This window comes from Loktanella sp. PT4BL (assembly GCF_003201935.1).
Taxonomy (GTDB): Bacteria; Pseudomonadota; Alphaproteobacteria; order Rhodobacterales; family Rhodobacteraceae; genus Yoonia.
On the sequence record NZ_QJJL01000001.1, the window covers coordinates 617172 to 631456 of the forward strand.

At 56.9% G+C, this 14285-nt stretch carries 15 protein-coding genes and 1 tRNA gene; 9 read left to right on the forward strand and 7 right to left on the reverse strand.

The genetic code is table 11. The features are described from left to right. The first annotated feature begins 29 nt into the window (after positions 1–29). Positions 30–908 (forward strand): lysophospholipid acyltransferase family protein, encoded by an 879-nt coding sequence (locus C7964_RS03010; RefSeq protein WP_502693548.1) that lies wholly within the window; start codon positions 30–32, stop codon positions 906–908. Here the strand turns inward: C7964_RS03010 and C7964_RS03015 are convergent. Then, complete coding sequence (locus tag C7964_RS03015; protein ID WP_110278544.1) at positions 905–1780, reverse strand: 3-hydroxybutyryl-CoA dehydrogenase; 876 nt, start codon at positions 1778–1780, stop codon at positions 905–907. The genes C7964_RS03010 and C7964_RS03015 overlap by 4 nt on opposite strands. Before the next feature lie 159 nt (positions 1781–1939). Here C7964_RS03015 and C7964_RS03020 point away from each other — a divergent pair, with 159 nt between their 5' ends. Continuing rightward, positions 1940–2785 carry a DUF6473 family protein gene (locus C7964_RS03020; RefSeq protein WP_110278183.1) on the forward strand — a complete coding sequence of 282 codons (846 nt, stop codon included), beginning with the start codon at positions 1940–1942 and terminating at the stop codon, positions 2783–2785. 49 nt (positions 2786–2834) lie between these two features. On the opposite strand, the gene C7964_RS03025 is transcribed toward C7964_RS03020, so the two are convergent. The 5 genes from C7964_RS03025 to C7964_RS03045 all read right to left on the reverse strand — a co-directional run bounded on the left by C7964_RS03025 (position 2835) and on the right by C7964_RS03045 (position 6398). Then, a complete protein-coding gene (locus tag C7964_RS03025; RefSeq protein WP_110278184.1) occupies positions 2835–3761 on the reverse strand; it encodes an electron transfer flavoprotein subunit alpha/FixB family protein in 927 nt (308 codons plus the stop codon). Continuing rightward, positions 3761–4519 carry an electron transfer flavoprotein subunit beta/FixA family protein gene (locus C7964_RS03030; RefSeq protein WP_110278185.1) on the reverse strand — a complete coding sequence of 253 codons (759 nt, stop codon included), beginning with the start codon at positions 4517–4519 and terminating at the stop codon, positions 3761–3763. Before C7964_RS03030 ends, C7964_RS03025 begins: the two co-directional genes overlap by 1 nt. A gap of 206 nt (positions 4520–4725) precedes the next feature. Further along, the gene (locus tag C7964_RS03035) at positions 4726–5301 is read right to left on the reverse strand and encodes a cob(I)yrinic acid a,c-diamide adenosyltransferase (protein ID WP_076660947.1); all 576 of its coding nucleotides are present in this window, start codon (positions 5299–5301) and stop codon (positions 4726–4728) included. Between the two features lie 3 nt (positions 5302–5304). After that, positions 5305–5511, reverse strand: coding sequence for a twin transmembrane helix small protein (locus tag C7964_RS03040; protein ID WP_076660948.1), 207 nt, complete (start codon positions 5509–5511; stop codon positions 5305–5307). Between the two features lie 59 nt (positions 5512–5570). Continuing rightward, positions 5571–6398: an SDR family NAD(P)-dependent oxidoreductase gene (locus tag C7964_RS03045; protein ID WP_110278186.1), complete on the reverse strand. Its 828-nt coding sequence runs from the start codon at positions 6396–6398 to the stop codon at positions 5571–5573. Between the two features lie 145 nt (positions 6399–6543). Between C7964_RS03045 and C7964_RS03050 the strand changes: the two genes are divergently transcribed. The 5 genes from C7964_RS03050 (at position 6544) to C7964_RS03070 (ending at position 12816) form a co-directional block, all read left to right on the forward strand. Then, positions 6544–8886, forward strand: coding sequence for a DNA topoisomerase IV subunit A (locus tag C7964_RS03050; protein WP_110278187.1), 2343 nt, complete (start codon positions 6544–6546; stop codon positions 8884–8886). A gap of 62 nt (positions 8887–8948) precedes the next feature. Further along, positions 8949–9392, forward strand: coding sequence for a c-type cytochrome (locus C7964_RS03055; protein ID WP_110278188.1), 444 nt, complete (start codon positions 8949–8951; stop codon positions 9390–9392). A 173-nt stretch (positions 9393–9565) separates the two neighbouring features. Next, a complete protein-coding gene (gene tuf / locus C7964_RS03060) occupies positions 9566–10741 on the forward strand; it encodes an elongation factor Tu (RefSeq protein WP_110278189.1) in 1176 nt (391 codons plus the stop codon). 174 nt (positions 10742–10915) lie between these two features. Further along, positions 10916–11560: a CatB-related O-acetyltransferase gene (locus C7964_RS03065; RefSeq protein WP_110278190.1), complete on the forward strand. Its 645-nt coding sequence runs from the start codon at positions 10916–10918 to the stop codon at positions 11558–11560. A 107-nt stretch (positions 11561–11667) separates the two neighbouring features. Beyond that, a complete protein-coding gene (locus C7964_RS03070; RefSeq protein ID WP_110278191.1) occupies positions 11668–12816 on the forward strand; it encodes an MFS transporter in 1149 nt (382 codons plus the stop codon). Here C7964_RS03070 and C7964_RS03075 read toward each other — a convergent pair. Continuing rightward, on the reverse strand, positions 12813–13502 hold the full coding sequence (locus tag C7964_RS03075; RefSeq protein ID WP_286163728.1) for a lysophospholipid acyltransferase family protein: 690 nt from the start codon (positions 13500–13502) through the stop codon (positions 12813–12815). The two genes, C7964_RS03070 and C7964_RS03075, sit on opposite strands and share 4 nt — an antisense overlap. 213 nt (positions 13503–13715) lie before the next feature. On the opposite strand from C7964_RS03075, the gene C7964_RS03080 reads away from it, so the two are divergent. Both C7964_RS03080 and C7964_RS03085 read left to right on the forward strand, forming a co-directional pair. Next, a complete protein-coding gene (locus C7964_RS03080) occupies positions 13716–14015 on the forward strand; it encodes a hypothetical protein (RefSeq protein ID WP_110278192.1) in 300 nt (99 codons plus the stop codon). Positions 14016–14189: 174 nt separating this feature from the next. Next, positions 14190–14265: transfer RNA gene (locus tag C7964_RS03085), tRNA-Trp, on the forward strand. The last annotated feature ends 20 nt before the right edge of the window (positions 14266–14285 follow it).

Genomic DNA, 14285 nt, shown 5'->3' on the forward strand with positions numbered 1-14285 from the left:
GAATGTCAGGATCGGATAGGACAAGTGCATTGACCGATACGACCCCCAAGGCCCCTGCACAGCCCGCCGTCTCAAAGCCTGTCCCGCACGTGTATAACCGGCGGGCGCTGACCTATTCGGAAACGTTTGATCACCCCGTGCGGCGCACCGTGATCAAGACGATTGAATGGCTTACAGGGAAAATCAAGATTATCCGGATGGTCCGCGAATTTGAAAAGCGGGGCAAGTTCCACGGTCAGGCGTTCTGGCGTAATGCGCTGGATGTGATGGGGATTGATGTGACGACGCCGGACGAGCAGTTGGCGCGCATTCCCCAAACCGGGCCTGTCGTTGTTGTCGCAAACCATCCGCATGGGCTGGTTGACGGCATGATCTTTGCCGAACTGATCGGGCGGGTGCGCAGCGACTACCGTATCCTGACCCGCGCTTTTCTTACCGATATTGATGAAGGTGCAGGTAAGTTCCTCATCCCTGTCCCGTTTCCGCATGAAGAAGGCGCACAGGCAAAGATGGTCGAGATGCGCAAGCAAGCCATGGCGCATTTGAATGCTGGTGGCGTCGTAGCCGTTTTCCCTTCGGGGGTCGTCGCATCGTCTGACACGCTGTTCGGACCCATGATCGAGAGGGAATGGAACCTTTTTACTGCCAAAATGATCCGGATGTCAGGTGCGCGGGTTGTACCGCTCTTCTTTCCGGGTTCGAATTCGCGCTGGTATCAAATGGCCAACCGCCTATCGCCCACCCTGCGCCAAAGCCTGTTGATTTATGAAATCGTCAGGGCCTGCGGCAAGCCGCAAAAGCCTGTGATTGGCCATCCGTTTGACGCAGAGGAAGTCAGGTCACGCCTGAGTGACCAACGCGCCTGTATGGATTGGATGCGGCAAGAAACGCTGCGTCTGAAAGACTAGCGCGTGGGTACAGGCGTGCCACTGCGGTAGTCATAGAAGCCGCGTTGCGATTTACGGCCCAGCCAGCCTGCCTCGACATATTTGGTGAGCAAGGGGCAGGGGCGATATTTGGTATCGGCCAGACCGTCGTGCAGCACGTTCATGATCGCCAGACAGGTATCCAGACCGATGAAATCGGCCAGTTCCAGCGGCCCCATCGGGTGGTTTGCACCCAGCTTGAGCGAGGTATCAATGGATTGCACCGACCCTACCCCTTCATAGAGCGTATAGATTGCCTCGTTGATCATCGGCATCAGGATACGGTTGACGATGAAGGCGGGAAAATCCTCTGCGGTGGCAGAGGTTTTGCCCAAGCGTTCCACAACCGCGTGGCAGGCCTTGAAGGTGGCTTCGTCGGTCGCGATGCCGCGGATCAGTTCGACCAACTGCATGATCGGGACAGGGTTCATAAAGTGGAACCCCATGAATTTTTCGGGCCGGTCTGTCCGTGATGCCAACCGTGTGATTGAAATTGACGAGGTGTTCGACGTCAGGATCGTGTCCGGCTTGAGGTGCGGCACAAGATCTTCGAAAATCGCGGTCTTGATCGTCTCACGCTCGGTCGCGGCTTCGATAATCAGGTCTGTCTTGCCCAGATCGGTCAGAGTTGGTGTCGTTGTGATCCGCTTCATCGCGTCGGTTTTTTGCGCCTGGGTGATCAGGTCTTTGCTGACCTGACGATCCAGATTGCGCTCGATCAACGCGACGGCGGCACTCAACGCGTCCTCGCTGATATCGGTCATCAGCACTTCATATTCCGCAAGGGCAAAAACATGGGCAATGCCGTTGCCCATCTGACCTGCGCCAACGATGCCTACCTTCTCAATTGTCATGATCATTCCTTTAACGGTTGGCCGCACCATAGGCCCCTGCGGGGGTCACCTTCAAGTCGGGCGTGTAGGTAAAAGTTTTATCAAATGCCGTCATTAGCAAATTCGCAAAAGAATTGGGCGAATCTGCGCCTTGGGTGATGACAGAAAGGGGCGGTAGCCATGCGACATGAAACGATTGAAACAGGTGAACTTTCGTATTCGCCGTGCCGTTACGGGAATTCACGGATGTTGTTTCGCGGGCCGCGCAAACGACTTGATTTGCCGTATCTTGCCTTCATCGGTGGCACCGAAACCTATGGCAAATTCATCGAAAAGCCGTTTCCAACCCTTGTTGAAAAGGCCATGCGCCAGACATGCGTGAACTTTGGGTGCGTCAACGGCGGGATTGATGCCTTTGTCAATGATCCGACGATCATGGATATCTGCGCTGAAGCCGATTTGACCGTAGTGCAGGTGATGGGGGCGAATTTTCTTTCAAACCGGTTCTATTCGGTCCATCCGCGGCGAAACGACCGGTTCCTGCGCGCATCAACCGTCTTGCAGGCGATCTATCAAGAGATCGATTTTTCGGAGTTTTCCTTTACGCGCCATATGCTGGGTGCGCTGCATGCCACATCTCTCGAACGGTTTGACACTGTCGTGATTGAACTGCGCGCGGCTTGGTTGGCGCGCATGCGCAATATGCTGGGCCAGATCGGGCGTCGGACCATCCTGCTGTGGTTTTCCGAAGATGCCATGACAGATACGCATTGGGCCGACCGCCCGGGCCAGTTGCAGGTTGATCCGCTGTTCATCACAGCGTCAATGATTGATGAGTTGCGGCCTCTGGTCAAAGACGTTGTCGTCGTGAACCCGACGGAACGTGCCTTGTCGCAGGGCTCACGCGGCATGTACTTTCCACCAAGCCAGACGAAAGCCGCCTCAGAAATGCTGGGTGTTGATTGCCATGTCGAGGCAGGCGCGGCCCTGATCCAATCCATTAGAAACCAGCTTTATGCCATATAAAAAAGGCCCCGGCACTGCCGGGGCCCTTCATGCGCAATGGCGCAACTGATCAGAGCTTGCCGGTCAGTTCCGGTACGGCATCAAAAAGGTCTGCCACGAGGCCGAAGTCTGCAACCTGAAAAATAGGCGCTTCTTCATCTTTGTTGATGGCAACAATGATCTTGCTGTCTTTCATGCCCGCAAGGTGCTGGATGGCACCCGAGATGCCAACGGCCACATAGAGTTCAGGCGCTACGACCTTGCCGGTCTGGCCCACTTGCCAGTCATTGGGCGCGTAGCCACTATCCACAGCAGCGCGGGATGCGCCGACAGCGGCGTTGAGCTTATCGGCCAGCTTTTCGATCAGTGCAAAGTCTTCTTCCGACCCGACGCCACGACCACCGGAAACAACAACACCGGCAGACGTCAGTTCGGGGCGATCAGAAGCGGCTACTTTGTCTTCGACCCATTCAGACAGGCCCGGATCGCCGGCGGCACCGATGCTTTCAACGGATGCAGAACCACCCATCGCCGCAGCATCAAAGCCAGCGGTACGGATGGTCATGACTTTGACAGCGTCAGAGGATTTGACTGTCTGGATCGCGTTGCCTGCATAGATTGGACGCTCGAACGTGTCCGCGTCAACCACGGCAGTCATTTCAGAGATGATCATCGCGTCCAAGAGTGCAGCGACCCGTGGCATAACGTTTTTCGCGTCCGTGGTGCCGGGGGCGGCGATATGCGTATAATCGCCTGCGAGTGATACAATCAGAGCGGCGGTAGGCTCGGCCAAGCGGTGACCAAGGGCCGGATCTTCAGCGCAGAGTACTTTGGAGACGCCTTCAATCTTTGCTGCCTCGTCAGCGGCCGCTTTCGCTGAGGCACCCGCGCAAAGCACGGTCACATCACCCAAAGACTTCACCGCAGAGACGGCCTTTGCCGTCGCATCAACGGCCAATGTGCCGTCAGTTACTTCACCAATCAGAAGAACAGCCATTATACAGCCCCCGCTTCTTTGAGTTTCTCGACAAGTTCATCAACCGAACCCACAATGATACCGGCCTTGCGGGCCGCTGGTTCTGTGGTGCTCACGATGCTGAGGCGCGGCGCGACATCAACGCCGTAATCGGCAGGTGTCTTTTCATCCAAAGGCTTTTTCTTGGCCTTCATGATGTTGGGCAGCGACGCATAGCGCGGCTCATTCAGGCGCAGGTCCACAGTCACAATTGCTGGCATTTTCACCTTGATCGTCTGCAGGCCGCCATCAACTTCGCGGGTGACGGTCGCATTGTCGCCATCAACATCAACCTCAGAGGCGAAGGTCGCTTGTGACCAGCCCAGCAGGGCCGACAGCATCTGGCCAGTGGCATTCATGTCATTGTCGATTGCTTGCTTCCCGCACAGCACCAGACCCGGCTCTTCTTCCTTGACGATCGCGGCAAGAATTTTGGCAACAGCCAGCGGTTCAATGTCGGTGTGCACATCGTCAGCAGCAACAACAAGGATCGCACGGTCGGCACCCATCGCCAGCGCGGTGCGCAGTGTTTCCTGGCTTTGTTTGACGCCAATCGAGACCGCGACGATTTCTTCAACTTTACCCGCTTCGCGCAGGCGGATCGCTTCTTCTACAGCGATTTCGTCGAACGGGTTCATCGACATCTTGACGTTCGCGAGATCGACACCGGAGCCGTCCGCTTTCACACGAACTTTCACGTTGTAGTCAATCACGCGCTTGACGGGTACGAGGACCTTCATATGCGTTTCTCTCCCAAGAATCTGAAAATTACACTTCTCGCCCCGTTGTTAGCCTGCGCTGCCGCGTGAAAACAGTGCAAAATCGACGCGGCAGATGTCACCGACGCCACGTTCTTGACGCGAACGTAAGGTCAAACCCCTGGGACAGGGTCTCGTATGTAATAAGCGGATCAGGTCCGATGACGGTTTTTCTGCTGAAAAATCGCTTAGCCGCGGTTTGCGCCGGGCACCCAAAGCACATCATCATTGCCGTTGTTATTGGCGATGCGCGAGGCTTGGAAAAACCAGTCAGACAAACGGTTAAGGTATTTGACCGCCGCTGGATTGACCGACTCGTACGTCGCCAATTCGACGGTCAACCGCTCGGCACGGCGCGACACGGTACGGCAAAGGTGCAAATGGGCCGCGAGCGCCGATCCACCAGGCAGAATAAAACTGCGCAGGGGCTCGACCTCTTTGGTCATTGTATCAATCTGGCTTTCAAGGCGCGCAACTTGCGCATCGGTCATGCGCAGTACGGGGTATTCTGCTTCGCCGTCTTTTTCCATATCAGGGCGGCAAAGGTCCGCGCCAAGGTCAAACAGATCGTTCTGGATCATGGCAAGCTGGGCATCCATCTCGCCGGTGGCATGCAGGCGTGCCAGTCCGACGGTTGCATTCGTTTCATCGACCGTGCCGTAGGATGTTACCCGCATCGAGTGTTTGGCAACGCGGCTGCCGTTACCAAGGGCCGTTTCGCCGGAGTCTCCGGTTTTTGTGTAGATCTTGTTGAGAACGACCATCGGTTAGTTTCCTCCACCGCGCAAATAGACAAAAATCAGGATCATCACGACCGCAAGGAATTGTGCACCAATGCGCCAGCGCATGATCTTGTTTGCGTGTTTGCGGTTATACTCACCGCCCTTGCCAAAGCTGCCGATACCCCACATCAAAATGACGAGCACAACCAGCACTGACACAGACATCGCCCAAAAAAGCGGGTCATTGGCCATTGGTTCGATCCTTCCTTAATTCCTCTCGCATGTAGCAGGGCGTGCCGGAAAGAAAACCCTCAGCCGCGCAAAATGACCGCATCAAGAAGCCGCGTCGGCAACACGCGCCGCAAAAAACCCATCAGATAGGTGGGGGTTGTCACATAGTAGCGCGGTTTCGGGCGCGCGGATGTCAGGGCGTGCAGGATTTTTCTGGTCACCGCGGAGGGAGGCAACTCGAAACGGTCCGGTCCGTTGTCGTCATAGAGCCGTGATCGCAACTGCGCATACTGGCCGGCCCGGGCCGATCCTTCCCAGTCAATCCATTTCTCGAAGTGCGGGATCGCATTTTCGCGGATCTTGGCTGTGATGGGGCCGGGTTCGATCAGGATCACCTTGATCGGCGTATCGCTCATTTCGATGCGCAAGACATCTGTCAGGCCCTCAAGCGCGTATTTGGTCGCCACATAGGCCCCGCGCCAGCGCAGTGCGACGAACCCCAAAACGGATGAACAATTGATAATCCGCCCATGCCCTTGGGTGCGCATCACGGGAATGACCAGCCGTGTCAGCTCATGCCAGCCAAAGACGTTGGTTTCGAAAATCTCGCGCAGGGCGCCAACCGGCAAATCCTCGACGGCACCGGGGCAGGCGTAAGCGCCATTGTTGTAGAGCGCGTCCAGCGTGCCGCCGGTTGCCTCGAGTGTTTCGGCAAGGCCGGTGACGATGCTGTCGGCGTCGGCGTAGTCAATGCGCGGGCTCTCGAACCCTTCGCTGCGCAGCCGGTCGCAGTCTTCCTGCTTGCGGCAACTCGCAAAAACACGCCAGCCCGCGGCGCGCAGCCCATATGCGGCGTCATAGCCGATGCCAGAGGAACAGCCCGTGATCAAAATGGATTTCTGTATCATGCGCTTGTCTTTGCACCGCGGATTGCCAGCTGACAAGTGGCCGCGCGTTGCAACGGCGATCGAACGCCTGTTGTCAATCGAGATTGCGCAACGCAGTGTATATTCGCCGCTTTACGCCAGAATCGAGGCCCGCTAAACCAGTCCCATGAATGATGAGATCGAGACCGGCCTAGGGCCCAACGACGTGACCGAAAGCCTCCGCCGCGCCATCGGCGACCGGTATCTGACCTATGCGCTGTCCACGATCATGCATCGTGCCTTGCCCGATGCTCGCGACGGTCTGAAACCGGTCCATCGTCGTATCCTCTATGCGATGTCGCGCCTGCGCTTGTCGCCCACGGGTGGGTTTCTGAAATCTGCCAAGATCAGCGGTGACACGATGGGTGATTTCCACCCCCATGGTGATGCCGCGATCTATGATGCGATGGCGCGTTTGGCGCAGGACTTCAACGTCCGCTACCCGCTGGTCGATGGTCAGGGGAACTTCGGCAATATCGACGGCGATAACCCTGCCGCTTCGCGCTATACCGAGGCGCGGATGACAGCCGCCGCCGAGGCGCTTCTGGAAGGTTTGTCCGAGGACAGTGTCGATTTCCGCGACAACTATGACGGGCGGCTGACCGAGCCGGCAGTCTTGCCGGCCACATTCCCCAACCTTCTTGCCAATGGATCAAGCGGGATCGCTGTGGGGATGGCGACGAATATTCCACCGCACAACTTGCATGAACTGGTGGATGCCTGCCTGCATCTGATCAAAACACCCGATGCGCGCGATGATACGCTGCTGAACTACATCCCCGGTCCCGATTTTCCGACCGGTGGTGTGATTGTCGAACCCAAAGAGAATATCGCCGAGGCCTACCGCACAGGGCGCGGGTCTTTCCGTTTGCGCGCCAAATGGGAAGTCGAGGATCTGGGCCGTGGTCAGTGGCAGGTTGTCGTGACCGAAATTCCTTATCAGGTGCAGAAATCGAAACTGATCGAGAAGCTGGCCGAAGTGATCCAGCTTAAGAAGGTGCCATTGTTGGCCGATGTCCGCGACGAGAGCGCCGAGGATATCCGCGTGGTCCTCGAACCCCGCGCAAAGACCGTCGATCCCGAGGTCATGATGGGGATGCTGTTCCGCAATTCCGATCTGGAAACGCGCTTTAGCCTGAACATGAACGTGCTGATCGACGGGCTGACGCCCAAGGTCTGTTCCCTCAAGGAAGTGCTGCGGGCTTTCCTTGACCACCGCCGCGACGTCCTGATCCGCCGCAGTAGATACCGTCTGGAAAAGATCGACCACCGGCTTGAGGTGCTTGAGGGCTTTATCATTGCCTTCCTCAATCTCGACCGCGTGATTGATATCATTCGCTACGACGACGATCCCAAACAGGCCTTGATGATCGAGGATTGGGGGCAGGATCATGGGCGCGCCACGTCCGAGGCGGACTACCGTTCGCCGATCGTGCCGGGGGCGGATCCGGAAATCTCGCTCACAGAAGTACAGGCCGAAGCGATCCTGAACATGCGCTTGCGCAGCTTGCGCCGGTTGGAAGAGCTGGAACTGATTGCCGAGCGTGACGCACTGATGGAAGAGCGCGCAGGCATCGAGGATTTGCTGGAAAGCGATGATCTGCAATGGGCGCGGATTTCCGAGCAACTGCGCGAGACCCGCAAAATCTTTGGCCGCGATAGCGAAGGCGGGGCGCGTCGCACGCAATTCGCCGAGGCGACCGAGGTTGTGGATGTCCCGCTTGAGGCAATGATCGAGCGCGAGCCGATCACTGTGGTTTGCTCTGAGATGGGCTGGGTCCGTGCAATGACCGGTCATATTGATCTGACCCGCGAGCTGAAATTCAAAGACGGCGATGGCCCGCGCTTTATTTTCCACGCGGAGACCACCGATAAACTGCTCGTCTTTGGCGCAAACGGCCGTTTCTATACAGTCGGCGCCGCCAATCTGCCCGGCGGGCGCGGTATGGGCGAGCCGTTGCGTTTGATGATTGATCTACCCAATGATGTCGCGATCGTCGATTTCCTGATCCATAAACCGGGTGAAAAGCTGTTGGTTGCCTCAGCTGAGGGCAACGGGTTTATCGTGCCCGAAGAAGAAGTTCTGGCGCAGACGCGGACCGGCAAGCAGGTTCTGAATGTCAAAGACACTGTCGCGAAGGTCTGCCGCCGCGTCGTGGGCGACCATGTCGCGGTGGTGTCCGAGAACGCCAAGCTATTGGTCTTTGAAATCGGTGAATTGCCTGAAATGGGGCGTGGCAAAGGCGTGCGCATCCAGAAATATAAAAAGGCGGCCGGGCGGCAGGGTATGCTTGAGTTGGATGGCGGGTTGTCGGACATCACGACATTCGCTTGGGAAGACGGGCTGTCCTGGCAGATGGGTGGTGGCAAAACACGGACCGAGCCGGACATGACAGAGTGGAAAGGCGCGCGTGCCGGTGTCGGCAAGCGCCCGCCACATGGTTTCCCCAAGAACAACCGGTTCATTTAATCGTTTGACCTTCCAGCGCGGGAAGTTCCTAGCTTGTCCGCAAACGGAGTTGTAAATGAGCGATGCTGGTTTTGAATAGAGTTGCAATCGGTGTATTTGCGGCGGTCGTAGGCGCTGGGGTTTACCTGATGATGGGTGCCGCTGATGCGCCAAACGTCGCTGATACAAAACCTGCAGCCGAGGCTGGCCCGTTGGTTGATGTCATAATTCCAGCGCGCTTTACCGAGCAGCAGGCGATGGGGCAGATTGCCTTTGAAGCCAATTGCGCGGTGTGTCACGGGGTAAATGCAGTTGGGCGTGATGGCGTCGGTCCTCCGTTGGTTCATAAGATTTATGAACCGTCGCATCACGGCGATGAGGCATTTCAGCGGGCTGTCGCACTTGGCGTGCGGGCGCACCATTGGCCGTTCGGGAACATGGCCGCAGTTGAGGGCCTGACGCGCGCTGATGTTGAGATGATTATTTCATATATTCGCGCGCTTCAGGTTGAGAACGGTATCGATTAGGCCTGTATGGACACAGCGCCATCGTGCAATTGCCCAACAACCGGATTGACTGATTTGCATTTCGTTTCCGTTATCGCAAATGCGCCACTTGATTTCCCATCCATTTCCAAATACATCGCCCGCGATGTTGGACCGGGCCGCTTGTGGCCCCTCAGAATTAAGGGCCCTGCAAAATGGCAAAGGCAAAGTTTGAACGTAATAAGCCGCACGTAAACATTGGCACAATCGGCCACGTTGACCACGGCAAGACCACCCTGACCGCTGCGATCACCAAGTATTTCGGTGACTTCAAAGCCTACGACCAGATTGACGGCGCGCCCGAAGAGAAGGCCCGTGGTATCACAATCTCGACCGCACACGTCGAGTACGAGACAGAGACACGCCACTACGCCCACGTCGACTGCCCCGGCCACGCTGACTATGTGAAGAACATGATCACCGGTGCCGCCCAGATGGACGGCGCGATCCTGGTTGTGAACGCAGCCGACGGCCCGATGCCACAGACCCGCGAGCACATCCTGCTCGGCCGTCAGGTGGGCATCCCCTACATGGTCGTTTACATGAACAAGGTTGACCAGGTTGACGACGCAGAACTGCTCGAGCTGGTTGAAATGGAAATCCGCGAACTGCTGTCCTCTTACGAGTACCCTGGCGACGACATTCCTGTGATCCCGGGTTCGGCTCTGGCCGCACTGGAAGGCCGTGACGCGGAGATCGGCGAGAACTCGATCAAAGCGCTGATGGAAGCTGTCGACACATATATCCCGACACCTGCCCGTGCGGTTGACCTGCCGTTCCTGATGCCGATCGAGGACGTGTTCTCGATCTCCGGCCGTGGTACGGTTGTGACCGGCCGTGTCGAGCGTGGCGTGATCAACGTCGGCGACGAGATTTCCATCGTTGGTATCCGTGACACCACCAAGACGACCTGCACAGGCGTCGAGATGTTCCGCAAGCTCTTGGACCGTGGTGAAGCCGGCGACAACATCGGCGCACTGCTGCGCGGTGTGGACCGTGAAGGTGTTGAGCGTGGTCAGGTTCTGTGTAAGCCGGGCTCTGTGAACCCGCACACAAAGTTCGAGGCAGAAGCCTATATTCTGACCAAGGAAGAGGGTGGCCGTCACACACCATTCTTCGCGAACTACCGTCCACAGTTCTACTTCCGGACCACTGACGTGACCGGCACAGTTGTTCTGCCCGAAGGCACCGAAATGGTGATGCCGGGCGACAACCTGAAGTTCAACGTCGAGCTGATCGCACCGATCGCGATGGAAGACGGCCTGCGCTTTGCGATCCGCGAAGGCGGCCGCACAGTCGGCGCCGGTGTTGTATCGAAGATCGTAGAATAACCCGTCGGTCGGGGCCCGCCCCGACACATCGGACAGAACAAACGAAAGGCCGCTCCACTTGGAGCGGCCTTTTGGTTTTCGCTGATATGTGCTAAGCGGCTTGCGTAACCAATGGAGGCCGACATGGATCATTCAACGCTGTAACCTTTTCTCAATTCAGCACAAGGATGTCCCATGACCTTTCCATCCCCCAAAACCCGAAATCCGGTTGTTCTGCCTGACGGCAACGCACATGAAGGCACAGTCTTTCTTTCCGCGGCTGTTGATCATCCGCGCTTCGAGATTGGCGACTACACATATGCCAGCGCGCACAAGCCACCCGATGATTGGGCCGCGCATCTCGCGCCCTACCTCTATGCGTTTTCGCCCGAGAAGCTTCGGATCGGGAAATTCTGCCAGTTCGCGGATGGCGTGACGTTTATCACGTCGTCGGCGAACCATCGTTACGATGGGTTTTCGACTTTTCCCTTTATGATCTTTACAGGCACTGGTCCGGACGGCCCTTCCATGCCTGATCCCGGACCCGATACTGTTCTCGGCAACGATGTCTGGATCGGACAGGGTGCCACCATTTTACCCGGTGCCCGGATTGGCAACGGCGTGATCGTTGCGGCGGGTGCAGTTGTGAGCGGACAAATCCCGGATTACGCGATTGTCAGGGGCAACCCTGCGCAAATCAGCAGGATGCGGTTTGACGATGAGACGATTGCAGCCCTGCTTGAGATCGCGTGGTGGGATTGGGATATCGGCAGGATTATTGCCCAAGAGGCCGCGATTGTCGGCGCTGATCTGGCCAAGCTTCGGAGCGGTGCCGCGTAAAGTCATCCGCGTCATCGCGCAAACGCACCTGCACTGAAGGCCCAGTGGCCGTGGGCTGTGATATGCGTTTCAGTTGCGCAAATGATGAATCTCGGAAAGGGTGATGCATGACCGCTAATCGCTGGCTGATTCTGGCCATCCTGTTTTTCGCACGGCTTACAATGGCTTTCCAGTTTCAGGCCGTTGCTGCGCTGTCGCCGCTCTTGATGGAAACGTTCGGCATCGGATTGGCCGAAATTGGCTTTCTGATCGGACTTTATTTTGCGCCGGGCATCTTCTTTGCTCTTCCCGGCGGTGCCGTGGCTGCCCGATTTGGTGACAAACGTATCGTGGGTGCCGGTCTTCTCTTGATGCTGCTTGGAGGCACCATGGTGGCAGTGACCGAGAGCTGGAATGTGCTGGTGGCTGGTAGGTTCATCATGGGGACCGGCGGCGTGATCCTGAACGTCCTTATGACCAAGATGTTGGTGGATTGGTTTGCGGGTCGTGAAATTTCGACGGCGATGGCGATTTACATCAATTCCTGGCCTGTCGGGATCGCGCTTGCACTCATGCTCCTGCCTTTATTGGCCAATGCCGGTGGCATCGCTTTCGCGTGGTGGACGCTTTGGGGCTTGGTTGCCGCCGCCTTTGTGATCTTTGCGCTGTTCTATCATTCTCCAGAGGGGATTGAGGTGACGACCGCTGCGCTGGAACGGGTGTCATTTCCCTATTTTGCGCTGACACTGGCGGGTTTGGTTTGGGCGCTCTACAACACCGCGCTCGCGATGGTGTTCAGCTTTGGTCCTGCTCTTCTGGTGCAGCAAGGGTGGTCGCTGACGCAAGCGGGCTCTGTGACCAGTCTGTTCATGGTGCTGTTTTCTATCGCGTTGCCCATCGGTGGCATTATTGCGGATCGGACCGGCCGCAAGGATGCGATTATCTATCTTAGCCTGATCAGCTTTGCAGTCTTGATGCCTGTCATCCTTTATGCTCCGGCCTTGGCGCTCACCGTATTTTGCGTGTTGGGCATCTTGTTCGCATTGGGCGCGGGGCCGGTAATGACCTTGCCCGGAGATGTGCTTACGCCGAAATCGCGTTCGTTGGGGATGGGCGTCTTTTTTACGATCTACTATGTCGTGATGATGGTGGGCCCACGGTTTGGCGGCGGACTGGCTGACGCAGCAGGTGATGCGGGAATGGCGATACTGGCCGGGGCAGGGATGTCGTTTGCGGCTGCGGTGTGTTTGCTGTTCTTCAGGCGCGCGACAGTCTAGGGGCCGTGCGGCAGATCGATCATCGCATCCGCACGCGCGGTGCTGGCGTCGATGAAACTTGCGATATCCTTACGGAGATTTGCCAGTTCGTCCCCGTCTGGCTTGCGTGGTACCTTTTGGGGAAAGCGGGCAAAGACATAGGCGCCTTTGCCGAATAGCCGCGGTATCAGCAACTTATCCCATGACGCCGCGCGTCGCTGACGGGTGGTTGAAAAAGCGTAGCAAAAGATCGGCAATCCGGTCGCGCGCGCCCACTCAAGCGGTGGATCCTTCAACTGTAGTGCAGGCCCGAGTGGTCCATCGGCCGTCAATCCGATACTTACGCCTTCATTGACGCGTTTGAGTACCGTGCGTGATGCCACGATGTTTGACACTTTGACTGACATTTTCATAGGTTGCAGCCTCCTTTGTCGGTGAACAGCACCGACGACCCGCGCAATTGGCGAGGTATCATGCAGGCTGGAGAGCGATCCGCTTTCGACTGGCCAGTGGTGCGCGATCATCATGAGCCGACTGTGCCACATCACAAGCAATACAGGCCCTTCCGCCATTGCGGCGCGCAATTCTTCCACGCCGTCGGACTGCCACTGCGTCGTGCGCTGGACCAGATTGAGGTACAGCAAGACCAAACGTCCGACCGCGTTCACGAGCCGTTCTGAATTCTCGATGCGTTTGCGCAGTGACATCTTGGGCGGTGCCTTTGTTTACGTGTCATCCTCTGTTTTCGCAGGTCTGCACCTGAACACAAGCTGCGAGCGTCCTGAACCGCGCCGCACATGAACACAATTCGACTAAAATCAGCATGATTTGGGCCTAAGTCTGCCATTTTGGCTTTTTATCTTTTGCCTGTGCTCATGGTGCCTGTGCCATGTTTTATTTATCGAGTTACGGAGCCTGAAATGACCCCCTTGAAATCAATTGCGCTTTTTGTTGCCGTCAACGTTTTTGCCGGTCCTGTTTTTGCAGAAGCCGTTTTGAGCAATGACAAGAGCCGACTTTATGAGGCTGACTATGAAGCCGTTCTTGCCGAGAATGGCATTGAAGTTGGTGCAGCCGTCTACGGATCATATGATGCCAGCTATGATATTTATCTGACGGACGCGGATCTGTTTCCGCCGCTTCTGGGCAAATACGATGCTGACTATGAAGTGGTCCTTGATTACGCAGCCTTTGCGCCGGTAGTGATCGCTTCCCGCTAAAGTCCTGGCCGAAGGTCGCAAAAATCCGGCTTCTTGGGCCTGTTTAGATATGGATTGCGCCGATCGGGTATCGGCGCGGACCGTTCCCAAACCGAAATCGGACGGTCCAGCCGTTTCGCGGCACCTTCCCTCTTGATCCTGCCTGAGTTTCGGACTACCTCGCTACTCGGTCGTAGGGGTATAGCTCAGTTGGTAGAGCGGCGGTCTCCAAAACCGTAGGTCCCGGGTTCAAGTCCTGGTGCCCCTGCCAGACCAGATCACCGACACGCT

Bases quoted from the DNA above. Each gene is read 5' to 3' on its own strand.
- C7964_RS03030 (WP_110278185.1), bottom strand. From the start codon at position 4,519: ATGAAGGTCCTCGTACCCGTCAAGCGCGTGATTGACTACAACGTGAAA.
- C7964_RS03035 (WP_076660947.1), bottom strand. From the start codon at position 5,301: ATGGTCGTTCTCAACAAGATCTACACAAAAACCGGAGACTCCGGCGAA.
- C7964_RS03070 (WP_110278191.1), top strand. From the start codon at position 11,668: ATGACCGCTAATCGCTGGCTGATTCTGGCCATCCTGTTTTTCGCACGG.
- C7964_RS03015 (WP_110278544.1), bottom strand. From the start codon at position 1,780: ATGACAATTGAGAAGGTAGGCATCGTTGGCGCAGGTCAGATGGGCAAC.
- C7964_RS03050 (WP_110278187.1), top strand. From the start codon at position 6,544: ATGAATGATGAGATCGAGACCGGCCTAGGGCCCAACGACGTGACCGAA.
- C7964_RS03025 (WP_110278184.1), bottom strand. From the start codon at position 3,761: ATGGCTGTTCTTCTGATTGGTGAAGTAACTGACGGCACATTGGCCGTT.
- C7964_RS03040 (WP_076660948.1), bottom strand. From the start codon at position 5,511: ATGGCCAATGACCCGCTTTTTTGGGCGATGTCTGTGTCAGTGCTGGTT.
- C7964_RS03065 (WP_110278190.1), top strand. From the start codon at position 10,916: ATGACCTTTCCATCCCCCAAAACCCGAAATCCGGTTGTTCTGCCTGAC.
- C7964_RS03080 (WP_110278192.1), top strand. From the start codon at position 13,716: ATGACCCCCTTGAAATCAATTGCGCTTTTTGTTGCCGTCAACGTTTTT.
- tuf (WP_110278189.1), top strand. From the start codon at position 9,566: ATGGCAAAGGCAAAGTTTGAACGTAATAAGCCGCACGTAAACATTGGC.
- C7964_RS03020 (WP_110278183.1), top strand. From the start codon at position 1,940: ATGCGACATGAAACGATTGAAACAGGTGAACTTTCGTATTCGCCGTGC.
- C7964_RS03075 (WP_286163728.1), bottom strand. From the start codon at position 13,502: ATGTCACTGCGCAAACGCATCGAGAATTCAGAACGGCTCGTGAACGCG.
- C7964_RS03045 (WP_110278186.1), bottom strand. From the start codon at position 6,398: ATGATACAGAAATCCATTTTGATCACGGGCTGTTCCTCTGGCATCGGC.
- C7964_RS03055 (WP_110278188.1), top strand. From the start codon at position 8,949: ATGCTGGTTTTGAATAGAGTTGCAATCGGTGTATTTGCGGCGGTCGTA.